The sequence below is a fragment of the Aurantivibrio infirmus genome (genome assembly GCF_054767315.1).
The window spans coordinates 598,590-615,946 of record NZ_BAAFSK010000001.1 but is presented as its reverse complement, the minus strand read 5'-3'; the positions used below and the strand labels follow the sequence as shown (position 1 = coordinate 615,946).

At 43.6% G+C, this 17,357-nt stretch carries 20 protein-coding genes; all 20 read left to right on the top strand.

What is annotated here, in order from left to right:
- Positions 1 to 39: 39 nt before the first annotated feature.
- The 20 genes from ACYUCY_RS02985 to ACYUCY_RS02890 all read left to right on the top strand — a co-directional run bounded on the left by ACYUCY_RS02985 (position 40) and on the right by ACYUCY_RS02890 (position 17,249).
- Positions 40 to 345, top strand: coding sequence for a hypothetical protein (locus tag ACYUCY_RS02985; protein WP_460224957.1), 306 nt, complete (start codon positions 40 to 42; stop codon positions 343 to 345).
- Between the two features lie 28 nt (positions 346 to 373).
- Positions 374 to 1,189 (top strand): MotA/TolQ/ExbB proton channel family protein, encoded by an 816-nt coding sequence (locus ACYUCY_RS02980; RefSeq protein WP_460224956.1) that lies wholly within the window; start codon positions 374 to 376, stop codon positions 1,187 to 1,189.
- A gap of 32 nt (positions 1,190 to 1,221) precedes the next feature.
- Positions 1,222 to 2,607, top strand: coding sequence for a hypothetical protein (locus tag ACYUCY_RS02975; protein ID WP_460224955.1), 1,386 nt, complete (start codon positions 1,222 to 1,224; stop codon positions 2,605 to 2,607).
- Positions 2,597 to 3,676 (top strand): vWA domain-containing protein, encoded by a 1,080-nt coding sequence (locus tag ACYUCY_RS02970; protein WP_460224954.1) that lies wholly within the window; start codon positions 2,597 to 2,599, stop codon positions 3,674 to 3,676. The genes ACYUCY_RS02975 and ACYUCY_RS02970 overlap by 11 nt, the downstream gene beginning before the upstream one ends.
- A complete protein-coding gene (locus ACYUCY_RS02965) occupies positions 3,673 to 4,686 on the top strand; it encodes a vWA domain-containing protein (RefSeq protein WP_460224953.1) in 1,014 nt (337 codons plus the stop codon). The genes ACYUCY_RS02970 and ACYUCY_RS02965 overlap by 4 nt, the downstream gene beginning before the upstream one ends.
- Positions 4,687 to 4,781: 95 nt before the next feature.
- Positions 4,782 to 5,396, top strand: coding sequence for a hypothetical protein (locus ACYUCY_RS02960; protein WP_460224952.1), 615 nt, complete (start codon positions 4,782 to 4,784; stop codon positions 5,394 to 5,396).
- A 140-nt stretch (positions 5,397 to 5,536) separates the two neighbouring features.
- The gene (locus tag ACYUCY_RS02955) at positions 5,537 to 6,271 is read left to right on the top strand and encodes a hypothetical protein (RefSeq protein ID WP_460224951.1); all 735 of its coding nucleotides are present in this window, start codon (positions 5,537 to 5,539) and stop codon (positions 6,269 to 6,271) included.
- A 108-nt stretch (positions 6,272 to 6,379) separates the two neighbouring features.
- Positions 6,380 to 6,985, top strand: a complete 606-nt coding sequence (locus ACYUCY_RS02950; protein ID WP_460224950.1) for a helix-turn-helix transcriptional regulator — start codon at positions 6,380 to 6,382, stop codon at positions 6,983 to 6,985.
- A gap of 77 nt (positions 6,986 to 7,062) precedes the next feature.
- Entirely contained in the window at positions 7,063 to 8,586 is a 1,524-nt protein-coding gene (locus ACYUCY_RS02945) for a M48 family metalloprotease (RefSeq protein WP_460224949.1), read from the top strand.
- Positions 8,587 to 8,925: 339 nt separating this feature from the next.
- Positions 8,926 to 10,563 carry a long-chain-fatty-acid--CoA ligase gene (locus ACYUCY_RS02940; protein ID WP_460224948.1) on the top strand — a complete coding sequence of 546 codons (1,638 nt, stop codon included), beginning with the start codon at positions 8,926 to 8,928 and terminating at the stop codon, positions 10,561 to 10,563.
- A gap of 76 nt (positions 10,564 to 10,639) precedes the next feature.
- The gene (locus tag ACYUCY_RS02935) at positions 10,640 to 11,404 is read left to right on the top strand and encodes a class II aldolase/adducin family protein (protein ID WP_460224947.1); all 765 of its coding nucleotides are present in this window, start codon (positions 10,640 to 10,642) and stop codon (positions 11,402 to 11,404) included.
- A gap of 383 nt (positions 11,405 to 11,787) precedes the next feature.
- Entirely contained in the window at positions 11,788 to 11,994 is a 207-nt protein-coding gene (cspE, locus tag ACYUCY_RS02930; RefSeq protein ID WP_460224946.1) for a transcription antiterminator/RNA stability regulator CspE, read from the top strand.
- A 353-nt stretch (positions 11,995 to 12,347) separates the two neighbouring features.
- Entirely contained in the window at positions 12,348 to 12,836 is a 489-nt protein-coding gene (locus ACYUCY_RS02925) for an FKBP-type peptidyl-prolyl cis-trans isomerase (RefSeq protein WP_460224945.1), read from the top strand.
- Between the two features lie 131 nt (positions 12,837 to 12,967).
- A complete protein-coding gene (locus ACYUCY_RS02920) occupies positions 12,968 to 13,573 on the top strand; it encodes a pyridoxamine 5'-phosphate oxidase family protein (RefSeq protein WP_460224944.1) in 606 nt (201 codons plus the stop codon).
- Between the two features lie 94 nt (positions 13,574 to 13,667).
- Positions 13,668 to 14,327, top strand: a complete 660-nt coding sequence (locus tag ACYUCY_RS02915; RefSeq protein WP_460224943.1) for a phytanoyl-CoA dioxygenase family protein — start codon at positions 13,668 to 13,670, stop codon at positions 14,325 to 14,327.
- Positions 14,328 to 14,501: 174 nt separating this feature from the next.
- Positions 14,502 to 14,972, top strand: coding sequence for a YaiI/YqxD family protein (locus ACYUCY_RS02910; protein WP_460225109.1), 471 nt, complete (start codon positions 14,502 to 14,504; stop codon positions 14,970 to 14,972).
- A 41-nt stretch (positions 14,973 to 15,013) separates the two neighbouring features.
- Complete coding sequence (gene lgt, locus ACYUCY_RS02905; protein WP_460224942.1) at positions 15,014 to 15,796, top strand: prolipoprotein diacylglyceryl transferase; 783 nt, start codon at positions 15,014 to 15,016, stop codon at positions 15,794 to 15,796.
- A gap of 4 nt (positions 15,797 to 15,800) precedes the next feature.
- Positions 15,801 to 16,499: a DUF6498-containing protein gene (locus ACYUCY_RS02900; RefSeq protein WP_460224941.1), complete on the top strand. Its 699-nt coding sequence runs from the start codon at positions 15,801 to 15,803 to the stop codon at positions 16,497 to 16,499.
- 67 nt (positions 16,500 to 16,566) lie between these two features.
- The gene (locus tag ACYUCY_RS02895) at positions 16,567 to 16,821 is read left to right on the top strand and encodes a DUF2164 domain-containing protein (RefSeq protein ID WP_460224940.1); all 255 of its coding nucleotides are present in this window, start codon (positions 16,567 to 16,569) and stop codon (positions 16,819 to 16,821) included.
- A 26-nt stretch (positions 16,822 to 16,847) separates the two neighbouring features.
- Positions 16,848 to 17,249 (top strand): VOC family protein, encoded by a 402-nt coding sequence (locus ACYUCY_RS02890; protein WP_460224939.1) that lies wholly within the window; start codon positions 16,848 to 16,850, stop codon positions 17,247 to 17,249.
- Positions 17,250 to 17,357 lie beyond the last annotated feature (108 nt).

Genomic DNA, 17,357 nt, shown 5'->3' with positions numbered 1-17,357 from the left:
GTATGAATACTAAATAACTATTTGTGGGTAAAACATCACGTGTTGACCTTTAAAAGAAAACCAAACATTGTTTTAGTCTTGGGACTAGTAGCGATTAGCTTAGTTTTTACTTGGCCCAGCTTGGCGCTTGCCCAGAAAAGCAGCGACGATGAAGCCGCGCAAAAAAAAACTTCTACAGAACAAAACGAAAACAAAGAAAGTTCAGAAAATGAATCATCAAACAACCAAGCATCAAATAATCAACAACAAAGTAATACGTCTACGCCACCTAAGTCGCCAGAAATATTTATTCCTTCAGAAGAAATATCGAAGGATCTTTCTGTTTCTTTCCCAGTAGACATTTAGAGTTTTGAGCCCCTTTTAAGGAAAGTCGATGACCAAATCAACTCACAAAGAATTTATCTATCAACTTTTTGCGTTGATTATTTCTTTTATTATTGTGCACGCCATATTTGTTGCGGTAATTCGCCCTAACGCCAATGCGATATTACAAGAGCAGCTGGAAAAGGAATCATCGGGTGAGCCATATGTTGTGCAGCGTTCTATTTACGTCGTAATGAAAGATTACGAGCAAGAAACGTGTTTTGTATTAATGTTTTGGGCTCTAGCCATCATGGGATTCAAAACCCGACGTGCCTTAGAAGAACGGAAAATGTTGTCAGAACCAATCATTAATATCAGCGAAGGAACCAGCGTTTTACCGGAGGATGCACGAGAGTTATCGCGGCCTGTGCAGGCCCTGCCCGAATCAAAACAACATTTATTAATACCGCGAGCACTGATCGTCGCGCTACAACGATTCGGTTCAACCCGAAACATCGGCGACGCAGGCCAAGCTATTAAAGAATTGTGTGATACCGAATCGGAACGTCTGGATAGTGAATTAGCCATGGTTCGCTATCTTGCTTGGGCGATTCCTTCAATCGGCTTTATCGGAACTGTACGAGGTATTGGTGAAGCCCTGGGACAAGCGCACAAAGCTGTCGAAGGCGACATCGCTGGCGTAACCGTTAGCCTTGGTGTCGCATTTAACTCGACACTCATCGCCCTCGTTATCAGTATTATTGTGATGTTTTTCAGTCATCAGCTGCAATTGCTGCAAGAGCGAGTTGTGCTAGACACACAGGCATATTGTGACAATAAATTGGTTCGCCACCTGCGTGTCAGAGATAAGGTCAGCCACAGTTAAAACTTTTAGAAATTATTCAGAGTGATAAATTCATGACGGTAGGCGTAATAGAATTAAATGATGCGGGCTTACGCTATGGCGTTGGCGACAATATCATTATCGAAAGCCCAGGCGTTTCACTCGTCAGTGAAAAACAAATTTTGCTGGGCGCCCAAGCTATGCAACAAGCGCGTTTACATCCCGTGCAAACCAATAATTTATTTTGGCATCGTTTGAGCGCAGAACCGCTCAACACCCACAGCAATTTTTGTCGACACCATGCGGATCTCGCTTACAGTCAACTGTTAGAAATTCACCAAGCGAAACCGGATTGCAATAACATTATTTTTGCGATCCCCAGCAGCTTTAGCCGTGAACAAATGTCCTTGCTACTTGGAATTGTCGGGCAGTGCCCATTTAAAGCTATTGGCATCGTTGACAGCGCTTTAGCAGCAGCTTCGCTTTACGCTTCGCAACAACATTCTCTTCATATCGACCTACAATTACATCAAAGTGTTTTCACCCAACTAACAATTGAGCAAGAATCCGGAACACCGCGTTTAAAACGAGGGCAAGTCGAAGTCTTGCCCAACACCGGCATGATTTCCATCCTCGATCAGTGGGCAAAAAAACTCGCTGATCACTTTGTCGACCAAACTCGCTTCGATCCTTTTTACAGTGCCGAGACAGAGCAATCGCTCTACGATCAGATTCCTCGCTGGTTGCAATTGTCGCAACAAAGTAACGAGCTAGTACTTGAGGTTAATGCAAAAACAATAAAACTAACGCGGGAACAATTTGTTAGCCCATTACTTCCGATTTACCAATCTATAACGTTTAAAGCGGAGCAATTGTTGCAACTAACCGGATCCACGGGTCAAGTTCAATTACTCATCAGTGATCGCCTCGCGACATTACCTGGCTTATTAGAAAGTTTAAACGCCAATCCAAAATTTAGATCAATTGCTTTGCCTAACAATGCGGTACTGCGTGGCGGCCATAGTCATGCGGACTTAATAGGCAATAATGGTGAACACCTGCAATTTGTCTTAAGCCTGCCAGCGCAATCGTCCCCAACAAATATTGAAGAGAATGTTAGCCCAACCGAGCTTGAGAATTCCCCATCAGAAAAAACCGCAACGCATTGCTTAATCGCTCACTCTGCTCACCCAATTGACGAATCTTTTATTTTTGTTAACGAAAACACAAACCACCTCGATCATTTAAGCATTAGTAAAAATAAAGAAAGCTCTAGCCTCTTTGGCCTTCAGAAAGATGCACAAGGAATATTGCTCACACCTTTTTCAGCGGATCGAATCAGCATCAACGGAAATGTAATTAACGACAATTGTAGCCTGAGTCTTGGCGATAAAATTTCGATTTCGAATCACGACACTCTCATTTCACTAATCAATGTAACAACTGACAATGGCGCGTAAACGACGTTTTACAACTTTTAGTTTATCTTTCCTAGACATTATGTCTTGCGGCTTTGGTGCGGCCGCTTTAGTTTTTTTGATTATAAAACACGAAGTAAACACGCGGGTCGAAGATGTTAACCAGGAACTGATGGCGGAAGTGAGTCTACTTGATGAGGATATTCGCGATGGCGAAGCGCAATTAGTACGCGCCAGAAATACGGTTTCGGAACTAGATCAGGAACTCGCCACCGCATTAGGGCTGGCACGAAAAATTAATGACGATATTCTTGCGCGTCGAAATAAGATTAGTGAGCTGGACAGCAATGATATCGATCAGCAAATTTTATCGCTTGAAGATCAGCTAAGGACTACGCAATTAGAAAAAGAAAGGCTTGAAAAAGAACAGGAACTGCGCGGCAACAACAATCGACGCTTTGTTGGCAAAGGCGAACGCCAATATTTAACCGGGCTTAAGTTAGGTGGTGCAAGAATTTTGATCTTAGTCGATGCATCAACCAGCATGCTTGACGAAACCATCGTCAATATAATTCGCAAGCGGTATATGTCGGACGAAGTAAAACTCAACTCACCAAAATGGTTACAAGTTTTAAAGATCGTCGAGTGGCTTACCGCCCAACTTCCTCGCGAAAGCTCTTACCAAATTTACACATTTAGCTCTGAATTTAGCGCCGCCATTCCAGGTACCGAAGCAACTTGGCTCAGCGTTGGTGATCAAGAACGAATGGAAGAATCCATCCTCAACTTACGAAAAGTTATTCCTGCTGGTGGCACGAATCTAGAAAACGTTTTTTCAAGCACGAGTCAATTTACTGTGCCACCGGACAACATCTACATCATCACCGACGGCTTACCGACCTTGGGGCCAAAGCCACCTCGTTCCGGCACGATTACAGGGAAAGAAAGAGAAAAACTTTTTTACCAAGCGCTTGAAACACTCCCTTACAACGCCCCAGTGAATGTGATTTTGCTTCCTTTAGAAGGCGATCCTATGGCTGCATCGGCATACTGGAAACTCGCGCAACGTTCGAACGGGTCTTTTCTGACACCTTCCGAGGATTGGCCATGAAACGGAATCGTCGCGATGACAATGAGATAAATGTTTCATTCTTGGATGTGGTCTGCTGTGGTTTCGGCGCGATAGTTTTATTGTTGATGATCACAAAAACAGTTGAACCCATAGTACTGGAGCAATCAGCCATAAACTTAGATGGTCAAATTGCCAACCTGCAAAAACAACTGTTCGAAATTCGTGGTGAAACCCGCGTCTACAATCGAGACATGAATGCAAAACACGAACAACTATCCCTCGAAGAGCAGCGTATAGCAATATTGAAAACAAGACTCGCAGAACTCGAAGCGAAAGAGGCAAAAGAATCACGCTCCACTGCATCAGACAGTGAATACCAAGGGCAACTAGAGATAGCGCTACAATCTTTGACCGCGGAAATGGAACGACTTTTCGCTGACAGCAAAGTGAAACAAAACGATTTAATTGGCGGGATTCCCGTCGATAGTGAATACATTATTTTTATCATCGACACTTCCGGCAGTATGTATCAATATGCATGGTCGCGCATGATGGACGAATTGGTGAACATCCTTGACATTTACCCGGAAGTTAAAGGGATTCAAATCATGAACGACATGGGAGAGTATATGTTCTCCACCACTCGTAATGAATGGATTCAGGACACCCCTGGTCGTCGGAATGCCATCGTCGAACGCTTACGATCATGGAGTCCATTTTCGAATTCAAGTCCGGTTGAAGGTATTCAAAACGCCATAAGAACTTTTTACGACCCCGATAAAAAAATTAGTCTTTACGTTTTTGGGGACGACTTACGAACCAACGCGTCGATCACGGAAGTCGCCAACACCATTGATCGCCTGAACCGGAGACGTAGAGGCAATCAAGATGAGCGTTTGGTGCGTATTCATGCTGTTGGTTTTCCCGTTATTTTTTTAGAAGCGCCTAGACAAGCAGACACCGCAAATCAATTTGCGGCATTAATGCGAGAAGTCACTCATCGCAATGGTGGCACCTTCGTTGGATTGAGCGACTATCGAAAAGAATGAAATGATTCCGCTAAATTAAATATGCTTTTTTGATATATGCAACAAACACATTAAAAAATAAATCGTGGATGGCCGAGCGAACTCAGGACACAAATATGAGTCAAAAAAAAATCTTATATCAAAGTTTGATAGCAATCCTTTCGCTGATATTTTTAAATGCTTGTACAAGCACGCTGGTGGTTGATGGGGATTTTCCCAGCCCTTTAATTTCGAAGCTGCCTTATAGTGTCGGTGTGCATTATCCTGAGAATTTCAAAAACTATACTTACAAAGAGGCAAGCAAAGACCGTCAAAAGTGGATCATTATCGCTGGCGATGCGCAGACAGAATTGTTTCAAACAGTATTACCTGGAATGTTTGAATCGGTTAGTCAATTCGACTCGCTACCACCCTATGAAATCCCAACCGACGTGGACATGATTATTTCGCCCACCCTAACGGCATTTGAATACACATTACCCACTGAGACCAGCATCAAGGTTTACGACATTTGGCTTAAATACAATATCCAAGTCTTTAGCAACCAAGGGAGCTTAATCGCTGATTACAACATGACTGCCTACGGGAAAACCCCAGTTGGCGGAATTCTTAGCACCAACGAGGCAGCGCTAAACTTAGCTATTGTTGCTGCGTTAAGAGACGCTGGCGCAAATTTAATTCTCGATTTTGCAAAGGTTCCTGAGATCAGAGCGTGGCTGGAACAGCATTAAGAAGCTATATTTATAAAGATCGCAAACCCCCAAAACAATGGAATACAAACCTTAAAATTTGCTTGCTGAAATAGAAATGAGAAACTAAGCGACTGATTTACCAACACATTTATCACCACCCTCGGTGGGAGACGAAACCCATGAAGAACGATTCGATAGTCACTCATATTACTAAGTTGTTCGCTAGAGACATAAAACACCTGTCCCACACCCCTAAGCTCTTCATATTAGGGATGATGTTTCTGCTACCCGCTTGCACTACGGTCACAATAGACCATTACACCAATGGAGATATCACCATTGAAGAAGATGAGGCGATAGTCGTATTGGGGCGCCGTTTTGCCGCCAGTTATGATACTGAGGTCGACCTCATCTCATGCGTTGGCAATTCACTCGGTAGCTCATCTGGTGGAATTAACGTTGTTCCCGAACAGCAGTTCATCGATAAGTTATACCCGTGGTTCGAACCTCGCTTAGCCCCGGTTCACACCAAGGCCCTAGAACGATTGGTGAAACAGGAAGAAGTTGCCGCCGTGATGGACGAGTACAACATCAGCCACATTGTTTGGATCGACGGAAAAACCGAAACAACCGGAAGCTCCGGCTCAATTGGATGCTCCATAGGAGCCGGTGGTGCGGGTTGTTTTGGCTTCGGCACCTGGGATGAAGAATCAGAATACGAAGCCACCATTTGGGATTACGAAGATCACGCTCTACTAGGCAAAGTAAGTGCCGACGCGTCAGGCACTTCCTACATGCCCGCTGTGATAATACCAATACCCATAATTGCCAATGTACAAAAAAGTGCCTGCAAATCGATGGCCGAACAATTGAGGATCTATTTCGAACCTACAGAACAAATTAGCCAACAATAAGTCTTAATTTGGTAAGGTATATCGCGGATGTCATACAAGTGTCGTATACAGGTGAGCATTCAGGCTTAACAATTCTATTTTTAGTTTGTTAACGTTAAGGAATGCAAAATGGATATGAAAATAGATTCGACCAAGATTATTAAGTTACGACGTCAACACGCATGGAGCCAGCAGCAACTGGCAGAAATTGCTTGTGTCAGCATGCGTACTATTCAGCGAATTGAGTCAACAGGTCAAGCGTCTCACGAATCTGCAAAAGCAATTGCTGCGGCGTTCGATACCAAAGTTCAAGAGCTGCTTAAAAAGGATGTACCCAAAAAATCCAGCGCAGTATTGAAAATAATTACCGCTCTTTTACTTGCTAGTAGCTTTTTAAGTTCAGTGCTTTTTATTGCAAAGGTAAGCGCCGAACCACTAATGATTAAGGTGCAGGTCACATCGAGCGACAAAGTAACAAATCTGCGCTTACTGCAAGACTCCGGTCAAAAAAGCGAAATGATTTTTGATGATGAGTTCCGAGTAGAAATAACGCCCAATATATTGGCAGACAAAAAAATACATATTCAGACACAAATCTTTGAGACAAATGAAACGGGCGATCCCAGATTAATCGCATCGCCATCAGTGATTACCGAGCATCGCACTAAAGCAACAATCACCTTCGATGCCAGCAATCTAGCTCACTATGAAATTGATCTCATACCGCATTTGTAACTGGCCCTAGATTAAAAATAATTTAGGTTTTTTAAATCGCGACCGCACGATATTTAGCTAATGGCAAAAAGCAGCCCATGAAAACTTACTTTAACAGCAGCCAAATCACTCGTGGCAATTTTAGAATTCACTCCGAAATTGTCTTACTTTCATTTTTGGTGTGTTGCTTTTTACTTTCGTCTTGCGCCGTAAATCCCGCCACGGGTTCAGCAGATTTCGTTTTGATGTCGGAATCACAAGAACTAAAAATTGGCAAAGAACTGCACGAAAAAATTATCGAAAGCTCGCCTATTTACCCAGACAAAGAATTGCAAGAATACGTCGACGGCATTGGCCAGCGAGTCGCCAAAACTAGTGATCGACCAGAGCTCACATACACTTTTACAATAATCGACAGCCCTGATATCAACGCCTTCGCGCTTCCCGGTGGTTATATTTATATTAATCGAGGATTAATAAATTATTTACAAACCGAAGCCCAACTCGCGGCAGTGTTATCACACGAAATAGCCCATGTAACAGCACGTCATGCAGTCAGGCGCGACGCTAGACAAAAAGGTTCTGGATTTGGCACAGGATTTTTGTCGATTCTATCAGTCATCGCGACGGGCTATACCGTTGTTGGAGATGTAGCAAGTTTGTACTCAACGGAAGCGGTTTTGGGCTATGGTCGTGAACTAGAATTGGAAGCAGATAAATTTGGCGCGGAATACTTGTTCAATAGTAATTACGACCCGCAAGCAATGGTCGAAGTAATTAGCGTACTTAAGGATCAAGAACGTTTTACACGTTTAAAAGCGAAGGACCAAGGTAAAAAACCTCAAGCTTACCACGGCGTTTTCTCTTCGCATCCTCGCAATGATCAGCGCTTGAGAGAAATAGTGAGTGAAGCCGGTGCTTTTGATAGCGCGAACACGGAAATTAATTCTGCGGAATTTAGAAAAAAAACCGAAGGTTTAGTGTTTGGAATTAACTATGACGCCCCACCTCCGTCCAAGAAAGATATAGAACCCAACCGTTACATCCATACCGGACTTGGATTTACATTATTATTTCCTGAAGGATGGACATTCACCAGCGAAAAAAATGCCATTACGGGGCAACCAGACAATGGCAACGCGCAATTGCAACTTACGGTATCGACCTTAAGAAAAAATATTTCCCCTCGCGATTACATTCGCGACGCGCTTGGTATCCCCTTGCTAACTAAATCGGAAGCGTTCAATCAGTTTGGTTTAATCGGACACACAGGAATAAAACCTGCTGAGAAGGGTGGACAACCAGAAAGAATCGCCGTTTTGTTTCAAGCAAACCGTGTGTATATTTTTTCTGGAACGATAAAAAAAGTAGAGAAAGATGTCGATTTCGATAGTTTATTTCTCGCCAGTATTCGCAGTTTCCAACCCGTCCGCGTTAACAACACCACCGCATTAAAAACGAAAACCATTCACTACGTCAGGGCTAACAACAACACAACCTTTGCAGCTCTCGCGCGTTTATCGAGTATCAGGCCTTATCCCGAAGAAGAATTACGCTTACTAAATGGCTATTACCCAAGAGGCGAACCAAAGCCAGGGGAGTGGATTAAGATCGTCCAGTAACAGAAATTCTTTATTCGCCAACAACTTATCCGCTTTCTATGTCCCAGCCGATATAAAAACTGAGCACGCGTGGGCTTGTCCTTCCTGACTTCCAGAAATTTTATCTATATACTTTCGCGAAGTGAAAAATGGGTAAACCTCGACTCAACTGTCAGCGAAACTCATCATTACTCATAAGCCAAAATGATACTTATTAAGCAGCGCCGCGATATCATTGGCCGAGAACTTTCACGTCCTTGCTTGTTTAAAACGTCAATATGCTTAATGAGCAGCGCATTAAAATAATTAACAAGGGTTATGAATTCAGGACCCCGCCTTGAAAAAGATTTGGAGATATTCATGCACAGCACAATGATGGACACCCCTCTCGTCCTCTCTTCGATAATGAACTTTGCCGAAAAAGTTTATGGGACGTCCGAAATCGTATCAGTTACCGCCGACAACCCGCTCCATCGCTACACCTACAGTGACGCATTCAAACGAGTGCGGAAATTAGGGAATGCGCTCAATGCAATGGGCGCTAAATTGGGAGACACAATCGGTACTCTTGCTTGGAATGATTACCGCCACTTTGAAATGTATTACGCGCTAGCGGCATCAGGCATGGTTTGTCATACCGTCAATCCACGACTCTTCGAAGACCAACTAGAGTTCATCATTAATCACGGCGAAGACAAATGGTTATTTCTTGATATTGCTTTCGTTGGCTTAGTCGAAAAGATTCAAGACAAACTACCCAATGTTCAAGGCTTCATTATCTTAACTAACGAAGCCAACATGCCCAAGCAAACCTCTTTGCGCAATGTCGCCTGCTACGAGAGCTTACTTGACGCGCAGAACGAAGACATTGACTGGCCCGAATTTGGCGAGAACCACCCTGTTGCAATGTGCTACACCTCGGGCACAACTGGCAATCCGAAGGGTGTTGTTTATAGCCACCGTTCAACCGTTTTGCACGCCTACGCCTCAGCACTCCCTGATACGCTGGGGATTTCCGTCCAGGATGTAGTGATGCCCATCGTACCCATGTTTCATGTCAACGGCTGGGGCTTGGTTTATTCTGCCCCAATGGTTGGCGCCAAAATGGTAATGCCGGGGCCGAAGATGGGCGATGGAGAAACCATCTGTTCGCTGATAAATGGAGAAAATGTCACGATTTCCGCCGCCGTTCCCACCGTGTGGCTAGCTTTAATCAATCACCTCGAAAAAACCGGCGGCGACGTCGAGAGTTTGAAGCGAGTCACTGTCGGTGGTGCGGCTTGTCCCTTGTCGATCATGACTACACTCAAGGACAAATACGGTGTCGAAGTACGACACGCCTGGGGTATGACGGAAACCAGTCCACTCGGCACCTACAACACCTTCAAACCGAAGATGGATAGCTGGACAGAAGAAGAGCGCAATGCCGTGCGGGTTAAACAAGGTCGTCCTATTTACGGTATCGAAGTAAAAATTGTCGACGACAACAATAAGGAATTGCCTTGGGACGGCGTAGCTTCCGGCGCCGTTAAAGTGCGCGGCCCCTGGGTAACCGGCAGTTATTATAAGCTCGACAAAAAAGCGACAGATGAAGATGGCTGGTTTGAAACCGGCGATGTGGCCAGCATGGACAGTGAAGGCTACATGCAAATCACCGACCGCACTAAGGATGTTATTAAGTCCGGCGGCGAATGGATCTCTTCCATAGAATTAGAAAACTGCGCAATGAACCATCCGAAGATTGAAGAAGCGGCAGTGATCGGCGTTTATCATCCCAAATGGACTGAGCGGCCTTTGCTTTTAGCCATTGTCAAAGCCGGTGAAACAATTACCAAAGAAGAAATGTTGGCGTGGTTCGAGGGTAAAGTCGCGAAATGGTGCCAGCCTTCTGCCTGTGAATTTGTCGATTCTTTACCCCACACCGCTACCGGCAAATTGAGCAAAAAAGATATGCGTGCGCAATTTGAAAACTACCAATGGCCTGATGAAAGCGCCTAACATTAAAAAGCCGACACAAAAATTTATTAGTTGAATTTACACTCTCTCGAATTAAGAAAGATACTCGGAGCAAATAATGACAGCACTCGTACAATCAATTAACAAAGAAGTATCAGCGGAAGAGTGGCAAGTACGCGTCGATCTTGCCGCGCTTTATCGCATCGTTGCGATGTTTGGCTGGGATGATTTAATTTTTACCCACCTCACCGCTCGTGTCCCTGGTGGCGACCACCACTTCCTCATCAATCCCTACGGCTGCTTGTTTGAAGAAATCACGGCATCAAGCCTGGTAAAAATCGACTTGCAGGGCAACAAGATTATCGATTCTCCTTACGACATAAACCCCGCTGGTTTTACCATTCATTCGGCTATCCATGAAGCACGTGATGACGCCAACTGTGTCATGCACTTACATACGCGCGGCGGTATCGGCGTTTCGGCACAAAAGAATGGCCTCTTACCAATTTCCCAGCAGGCTTCTATCGTTTTGCAGAACCTGACTTACCACGACTACGAAGGATTAGCCTTAAACCCAGATGAAAAAGTCAGATTGGTCAACGACCTTGGGGATAAACGTTTAATGATTCTTCGTAACCACGGCACCCTGGCACTGGGTAAAAGTATTCCTGGCGCATTCCTTGGCATGTATACCCTAGAAACAGCCTGCCAGGCGCAGATCGCCGCACAATCCGGCGGCGCTGAGCTAACCTTAATCAATCAAGAAGTCATTGATGGCGCGAGTGAAAATAGTAAAACAACCACCAAAGGCATGGGCGGCAGTCTCGCTTGGCCAGCGTTACTGCGCAAACTTGATCGGCTAGACCCCAGCTACAAGACCTAAACCACCACAAAATCTAAGGCGCAATCTAAGGTGCGCCAGAATCCTATACTGCCAGGGCTCAGATACTCTTAAACTAGGCATTTCACCAGCGACAATTCAAATCGCGCGGGTGATTTGCCCGTTGGCAGATTTAGGCGTCAAAATCTGTTGGAATTCTGAAAAAACAAAGGCTTAGTCCCCTAGAATGGGGGGCAATACTCGTTGACTAGAGCAATTAGCCCGATATAATCAGACCAGCTAGAAAGTACGTCTTATATTTATGCACACCTTTTCGATGTCCAGTAGTTAGTCCTCGTCCGGTTCTTCATAAGTAATAGCAACACTTCCAGCTACATTTGGCCCTAAAAGGCCGCAATTACTCATGAAAAAAGATAGGAATTACTATGTCTACTACTACCGGCACCGTTAAATGGTTCAACGAATCTAAAGGATTTGGCTTTATTTCTCAAGAATCTGGTCCAGACGTATTTGTACACTTCAGTGCAATCACTGGTTCAGGTTTCAAGACTTTAGCTGAAGGCCAAAAAGTTGAGTTCACTGTAACTCAAGGTCAGAAAGGTCCTCAAGCAGAGAATATCGTTCTGCTTTAACGGTCAAACTGCTACAGAAGGTGTAAAAAACTACTTCACGCCTTCGTTTCTTCCTCTTTGAGGACGATAGCAAGAAAAAGGGTAGGGTCTCCGGGTCCTACCCTTTTTTGTTTTACAGCGTATGACTTACTCAGCGTTCGCAGCAAATTGGTTTTGGCTCAGTTACTTTAGCGCCCTCAAAAGTTTCACCCATATTGCTCATTAAGCCACGCTTGATCACGCGCCCCCATTTAAAACTAATACTCAATATTGAAGAACCGCTGAGCATTAAACCCATCATCTTTCTTCGCGTTGATAGCCAAGCAACAAGCGCGAGGAAATTTTAATTAAAGATATAAATTTAGGAAATCAAAATGACTTTACTCGTAGGAGATAACTCCGTAGTTGCCATGCATTACAAACTAACCGATGGCGAAGGCCAAGTAATCGACAGCTCTGAAGGTGCGGAGCCATTAACTTATTTGCACGGTGCGGGCAATATTATTCCCGGCCTAGAAAAAGCATTGGTTGGAAAAGTAGAAGGCGCTAAGGTTGAAGTTGAAGTCCTGCCTGCCGAAGGTTACGGAGAAATTGTTCCGGATCTCATTCAATCGATCGACAAATCTGCCTTCCAAGGCGTTGAAACTGTAGAAGCCGGCATGTCTTTCGAAGCACAAGGGCCTGACGGTTCGATGCAACGCGTCGTGGTTAAAAGTGTCGAAGGCGATATGGTAACGATTGATGCGAACCACCCACTCGCGGGCATGACATTAAATTTCGACGTTCAAATAGTGTCGGTAAGAGAAGCGACTGAGCAAGAACTTCAGCACGGTCATGTTCATGCACACGGTCACGATCATTAAAAACTAGAAAAATCAAAGCGTCGTTTACGGCGCTTTTTCCTTATTTTTTGGAGATTGGTTTTTAGAGATAGGTTTTCAAGCGTTAGTTTTTATATATTGTTTTTTAAAGTGGGTTTAAAGGCAAACAAGATATGAAAATCGATAACAAAGAAAAGTTACGTGTACTTTACGATTTCCCCAAAGGGCGCAGTGAGGTAAAAGTACTTCCCACTCTTGAAAAGCACTCTATTCACTTCATCAACACCTCCCCTTTCCTGACACTCGCGACCATCGACGCAGAAGGTAAAATGGATTGCTCTCCCCGCGGAGGAACCCCAGGCTTCGTTAAAGTTATCGACAACAACACAATTATCATTCCAGACTCGAAAGGTAATAATCGCCTTGATAGCATCGTAAACATTATTGAAACGAATAAAGCGGGCTGTCTATTTATAATCCCAGGTGTTGATGAAACCTTACGTATCAATGGTAGCGCCTCTATTTCGACCGATGAAAACTATTTAAGAATGTACCCGAACGAAAAGAACCCACCTAAGTGCATCATCGAAATCAAAGTAAACGAAGTTTACTTGCATTGTGCCAAGGCATTTATGCGCTCAAAACTTTGGGCAGAAGAAAGTAAAATTGACAGAAAATCATTCCCCACCATGGGACAAATGATAAATGATCAAACTGGCGATCAAAGCGAAATAGAAACACAAGAAACTATGATCGAACGCTACAAGGAAAACCTGTAAGCGCAAAAGTGAATTTTTGAACGATGTTTTTTTAAATAGCCGGTTTAATCGTTAACCCGACAATAAACCGGTCAATTCGCACTCGAGAAAATCAATGATAGATCAAGGATTTGAAATTATTGAAAGCTTCATATCGAAGGAATCTAACGAGAAGATAAAAAACGAAATTGAGAAATACCCTATCCCATCAGGTGCTGGCGGCATTAGAAATGCTAACAAAAAGATTCCGGCGATCGATCAATACATTCACTCCCCGATACTACAGAAAAAAATTGCACCTTATTTTTCAAGAACACCACAACTTGTTCGAGCAATCGTGTTTAACAAAACTCACGAAAATAATTGGCTGGTATCGTGGCACCAAGACAAAACCGTTTGCGTATCCCAACAATTCAACAAACTCGGATGGGGCCCTTGGACGACAAAAGACAACACCTTGCATGTACAAGTGCCCATATATGTCTTAGAAAAAATGTTCACGTTTCGGATACATCTCGATACCGTGAGTAATGAAAATGGCTGTCTGAGAATTTTTCCGCACAGTGACCAGAATGGAATCATGACTCAAGAAACGATTGCATCTTATACTAAATCCAATATTTTTCTTGAATGTACCGGCGATGAAGGAAGCGCTTTAGTCATGCGCCCTCATCTGTTGCATTCCTCCCTAAAAAGTAATCGACCTGCGCAGCGAAGAATTTTACACTTAGAATTTAGCGACTATATATTGCCACCAGGAATTACATGGGCGTAAAGTCTCTGGCTTCACAGGTCGTTTTCTACGAATCTTAATCAAGCTCATCCAACTACAAAATTAAATCTCTCCGTTGCAATAACATCTTCCCTAGATTAAGGTTCATGCCTTGCAGATCACGGGCAGTGACGCTGTGTTCTGAAAAAAGCGGAATCATTGTACAGAGAATAAATGATGGAAATTTGGGTTGATGCCGATGCTTGCCCTGTCGTCATAAAAGAAATTTTGTTTCGCGCCTCCGAGCGCACGGGAATACATATTACCTTCGTCGCAAACCAAGCAATCCGCGTTCCTCCTCTCCCCAGCGTTAAAAGCCTTCAAGTGTCTTCTGGATTCGATGTCGCCGACAATGAAATCGTAAAACGTGTTGCACGGCAAGATCTAGTCATCACTAGCGATATCCCTCTTGCCGCTGAAGTGATAGAAAAAGGTGCGCTTGCCTTAAGTCCACGCGGAGAACTCTACACAAGCGAAAATATTAAAGGCCGACTCAATATGAGGGATTTTCTCGACACCATGCGTTCGAGTGGTGTACACACCGGTGGACCCTCACCTCTGGGGCAAGCCGAACGGCAGGCTTTCGCAAATAAACTTGACCAACTAATCACAAAGCATTCGAAATCCAATCAAACGAGAGAACAGTAAGCAATGTCACTTATCCAAAATTTTAAATTGAGTAAAACACTATGATCTGGGATATCGATCCTGTACTACTCAACTTGGGGCCCCTACAAATTCATTGGTACGGCGTTTTCTTTGCTACCGCTATTTTGAGTGGCTTTCAACTAATGAAATGGATTTATAAAAATGATGGCCGATCAACGGAATCTCTCGACTCACTTTTTATTTACGTCGTTGTAGGCGTTATTGTCGGCGCTAGACTCGGACACTGCTTGTTTTATGACCCCGTCTATTATTTATCAAATCCTTTAAAAATTTTAGCCATTCGAGAAGGCGGTCTCGCCAGTCATGGTGGTGGGCTTGGCGCCATTTTGGCGGTGATGCTTTACCAGAAAAAACATAAGGAGGAATTCCTTTGGGTGCTGGATCGACTCACTTTACCGACCGCATTATTTGGATTTTTTGTGCGCATGGGAAATTTTATGAATTCAGAAATTTTAGGAAAGCCCAGTGACGTGAGCTGGGCAATTACTTTTTCTCGCATCGATAATTTGCCGAGACACCCCACTCAACTTTACGAATCGATCAGTTATTTGCTGATATTTTTTGTGATGTTGATCCTCTACAAGACTCAAAAAATCAAAGAAAGAACCGGGGTTTTATTAGGCGCTTTCTTGTGTTTAGTTTTTAGCACTCGCTTCGCAATTGAATTGGTAAAAGAAGCGCAAGCTACTTGGTCAGCTGGGATACCTTTAAACACTGGGCAATTACTTAGCATTCCATTCTTATGTGTAGGATTATTTTTAGTTGTAAGATCGATAGGAAAACCCGAAAACGTTGCGAAATAGATACATGCCAGTATTTAAACCAACCCTTTCAATCATCGCCTTAACTATCGCGAATCTTCTGCCGCTACTTGGAGTGATCTATTTATCCTGGGACGCGACGATATTAGTTCTACTCTATTGGGTAGAAAATCTGATTATTGGTTTTTACAATCTATTAAAAATCGCCTGCCTACAAGTAAAATCTCCTCGGTTTAGCCTCGGAAAAATCTTTTCCATGTTATTTTTCAGCTTGCACTTCGGCGGATTCTGCGCGGTCCACGGCCTATTCTTGCTAGTATTTTTAAATGTCGGCGGAGAAGATGTCTCACTGTTACCTGAAGACTCGTGGCCACTTTTTTTAGTGTTTTTTCAATTATTGTTTTCTGTCATTACCGCACTATGGGAGAGCCACCCACCTGGAATGGAGTTAGCTTTTGTGGGACTCGTCATTAGCCACGGAATCTCTTTCGTCCAAAACTATATTATCGGAAAGGAGTTCCAGTCCTTGACTATTCCAACGCTCATGCAACAACCCTATAAGCGTATCGTCATTATGCACATCGCTATTATCGCTGGTGGTTTTCTTATCGCTTTCTTTGGCTCGCCCCTTGCGCTTGTTTTCGTGTTGGTTTTTCTTAAAATCACTATGGATATCTTTTTGCATATCAAAGAACATCAAGCGAAAGCGATGGTTGATAATCAGGAGCCCATAAACCTCGCTTAGTATTCCGTTGATATCCCCACTAATTTAATTTTTCCCTAGTAGATAGGGTATTAGTCCAGGAGATAGCATGTCGTTTATCGAATTTAGCAAACAAGAAAAAGAAACTATCGCCAGAAAAGTACAAATGTATTTCCGAGAAGAGCTAGAACAAGAGATCGGACAATTTGATGCAGAGTTTCTTCTCGATTTTTTTGCCGAAGAGATCGGCGCCTATTTTTATAATCGAGGTCTACAAGATGCCAACACTGTGTTAATGGATCGCATCGACAGCATTACCGAGGCAATTGACGAAATCCAGAAACCCACCGACTTCATTAAATAACGCTCGACCGCAAGGAGAATCAGCCCATGGCTACAACAAAAGGTATCAATCATCTCGGCCTAGCCGTTTCTAACCTCAATCAAACTAGAGACTTCTTTATCGAACTGCTGGGCTGGAGCGAATCAGGTCGAGATGATAGCTATCCAAGAACAGCGGTATCCGATGGTCACGTAAGATTAACCTTGTGGCAGGTCGACAAGAATCTGGATATCGAAGAATTCGATCGTCGAAAGAACATTGGTCTTCATCATCTCGCCTTGGACGTTCAATCGGAACAACAACTTATCGATATCTATGAAAAACTAAAGACCCAAGACGATGTCAACATCGAGTTCGCGCCAGAGTTAGTTGGGCAGGGGCCTCGCAAACACATGATGTGTAACGAACCAGGAGGAATACGAATTGAATTTATCTGGCAGGGAAGTTGATTTATGGGGTAAGGCCGACGGAAACTTACCTAGTAAAATTTTCTATCTTAAATTCGAAGACCAAACTAATACTTGAACAATTACATTGAGCTGTTTATAGTCGACGTC

Excerpts from the sequence above, each read along its gene's own strand:
- ACYUCY_RS02980 (WP_460224956.1), top strand. The coding sequence starts at position 374 with ATGACCAAATCAACTCACAAAGAATTTATCTATCAACTTTTTGCGTTG.
- ACYUCY_RS02975 (WP_460224955.1), top strand. The coding sequence starts at position 1,222 with ATGACGGTAGGCGTAATAGAATTAAATGATGCGGGCTTACGCTATGGC.
- ACYUCY_RS02970 (WP_460224954.1), top strand. The coding sequence starts at position 2,597 with ATGGCGCGTAAACGACGTTTTACAACTTTTAGTTTATCTTTCCTAGAC.
- ACYUCY_RS02965 (WP_460224953.1), top strand. The coding sequence starts at position 3,673 with ATGAAACGGAATCGTCGCGATGACAATGAGATAAATGTTTCATTCTTG.
- ACYUCY_RS02960 (WP_460224952.1), top strand. The coding sequence starts at position 4,782 with ATGAGTCAAAAAAAAATCTTATATCAAAGTTTGATAGCAATCCTTTCG.
- ACYUCY_RS02955 (WP_460224951.1), top strand. The coding sequence starts at position 5,537 with ATGAAGAACGATTCGATAGTCACTCATATTACTAAGTTGTTCGCTAGA.
- ACYUCY_RS02950 (WP_460224950.1), top strand. The coding sequence starts at position 6,380 with ATGGATATGAAAATAGATTCGACCAAGATTATTAAGTTACGACGTCAA.
- ACYUCY_RS02945 (WP_460224949.1), top strand. The coding sequence starts at position 7,063 with ATGAAAACTTACTTTAACAGCAGCCAAATCACTCGTGGCAATTTTAGA.
- ACYUCY_RS02940 (WP_460224948.1), top strand. The coding sequence starts at position 8,926 with ATGCACAGCACAATGATGGACACCCCTCTCGTCCTCTCTTCGATAATG.
- ACYUCY_RS02935 (WP_460224947.1), top strand. The coding sequence starts at position 10,640 with ATGACAGCACTCGTACAATCAATTAACAAAGAAGTATCAGCGGAAGAG.
- cspE (WP_460224946.1), top strand. The coding sequence starts at position 11,788 with ATGTCTACTACTACCGGCACCGTTAAATGGTTCAACGAATCTAAAGGA.
- ACYUCY_RS02925 (WP_460224945.1), top strand. The coding sequence starts at position 12,348 with ATGACTTTACTCGTAGGAGATAACTCCGTAGTTGCCATGCATTACAAA.
- ACYUCY_RS02920 (WP_460224944.1), top strand. The coding sequence starts at position 12,968 with ATGAAAATCGATAACAAAGAAAAGTTACGTGTACTTTACGATTTCCCC.
- ACYUCY_RS02915 (WP_460224943.1), top strand. The coding sequence starts at position 13,668 with ATGATAGATCAAGGATTTGAAATTATTGAAAGCTTCATATCGAAGGAA.
- ACYUCY_RS02910 (WP_460225109.1), top strand. The coding sequence starts at position 14,502 with ATGGAAATTTGGGTTGATGCCGATGCTTGCCCTGTCGTCATAAAAGAA.
- lgt (WP_460224942.1), top strand. The coding sequence starts at position 15,014 with ATGATCTGGGATATCGATCCTGTACTACTCAACTTGGGGCCCCTACAA.
- ACYUCY_RS02900 (WP_460224941.1), top strand. The coding sequence starts at position 15,801 with ATGCCAGTATTTAAACCAACCCTTTCAATCATCGCCTTAACTATCGCG.
- ACYUCY_RS02895 (WP_460224940.1), top strand. The coding sequence starts at position 16,567 with ATGTCGTTTATCGAATTTAGCAAACAAGAAAAAGAAACTATCGCCAGA.
- ACYUCY_RS02890 (WP_460224939.1), top strand. The coding sequence starts at position 16,848 with ATGGCTACAACAAAAGGTATCAATCATCTCGGCCTAGCCGTTTCTAAC.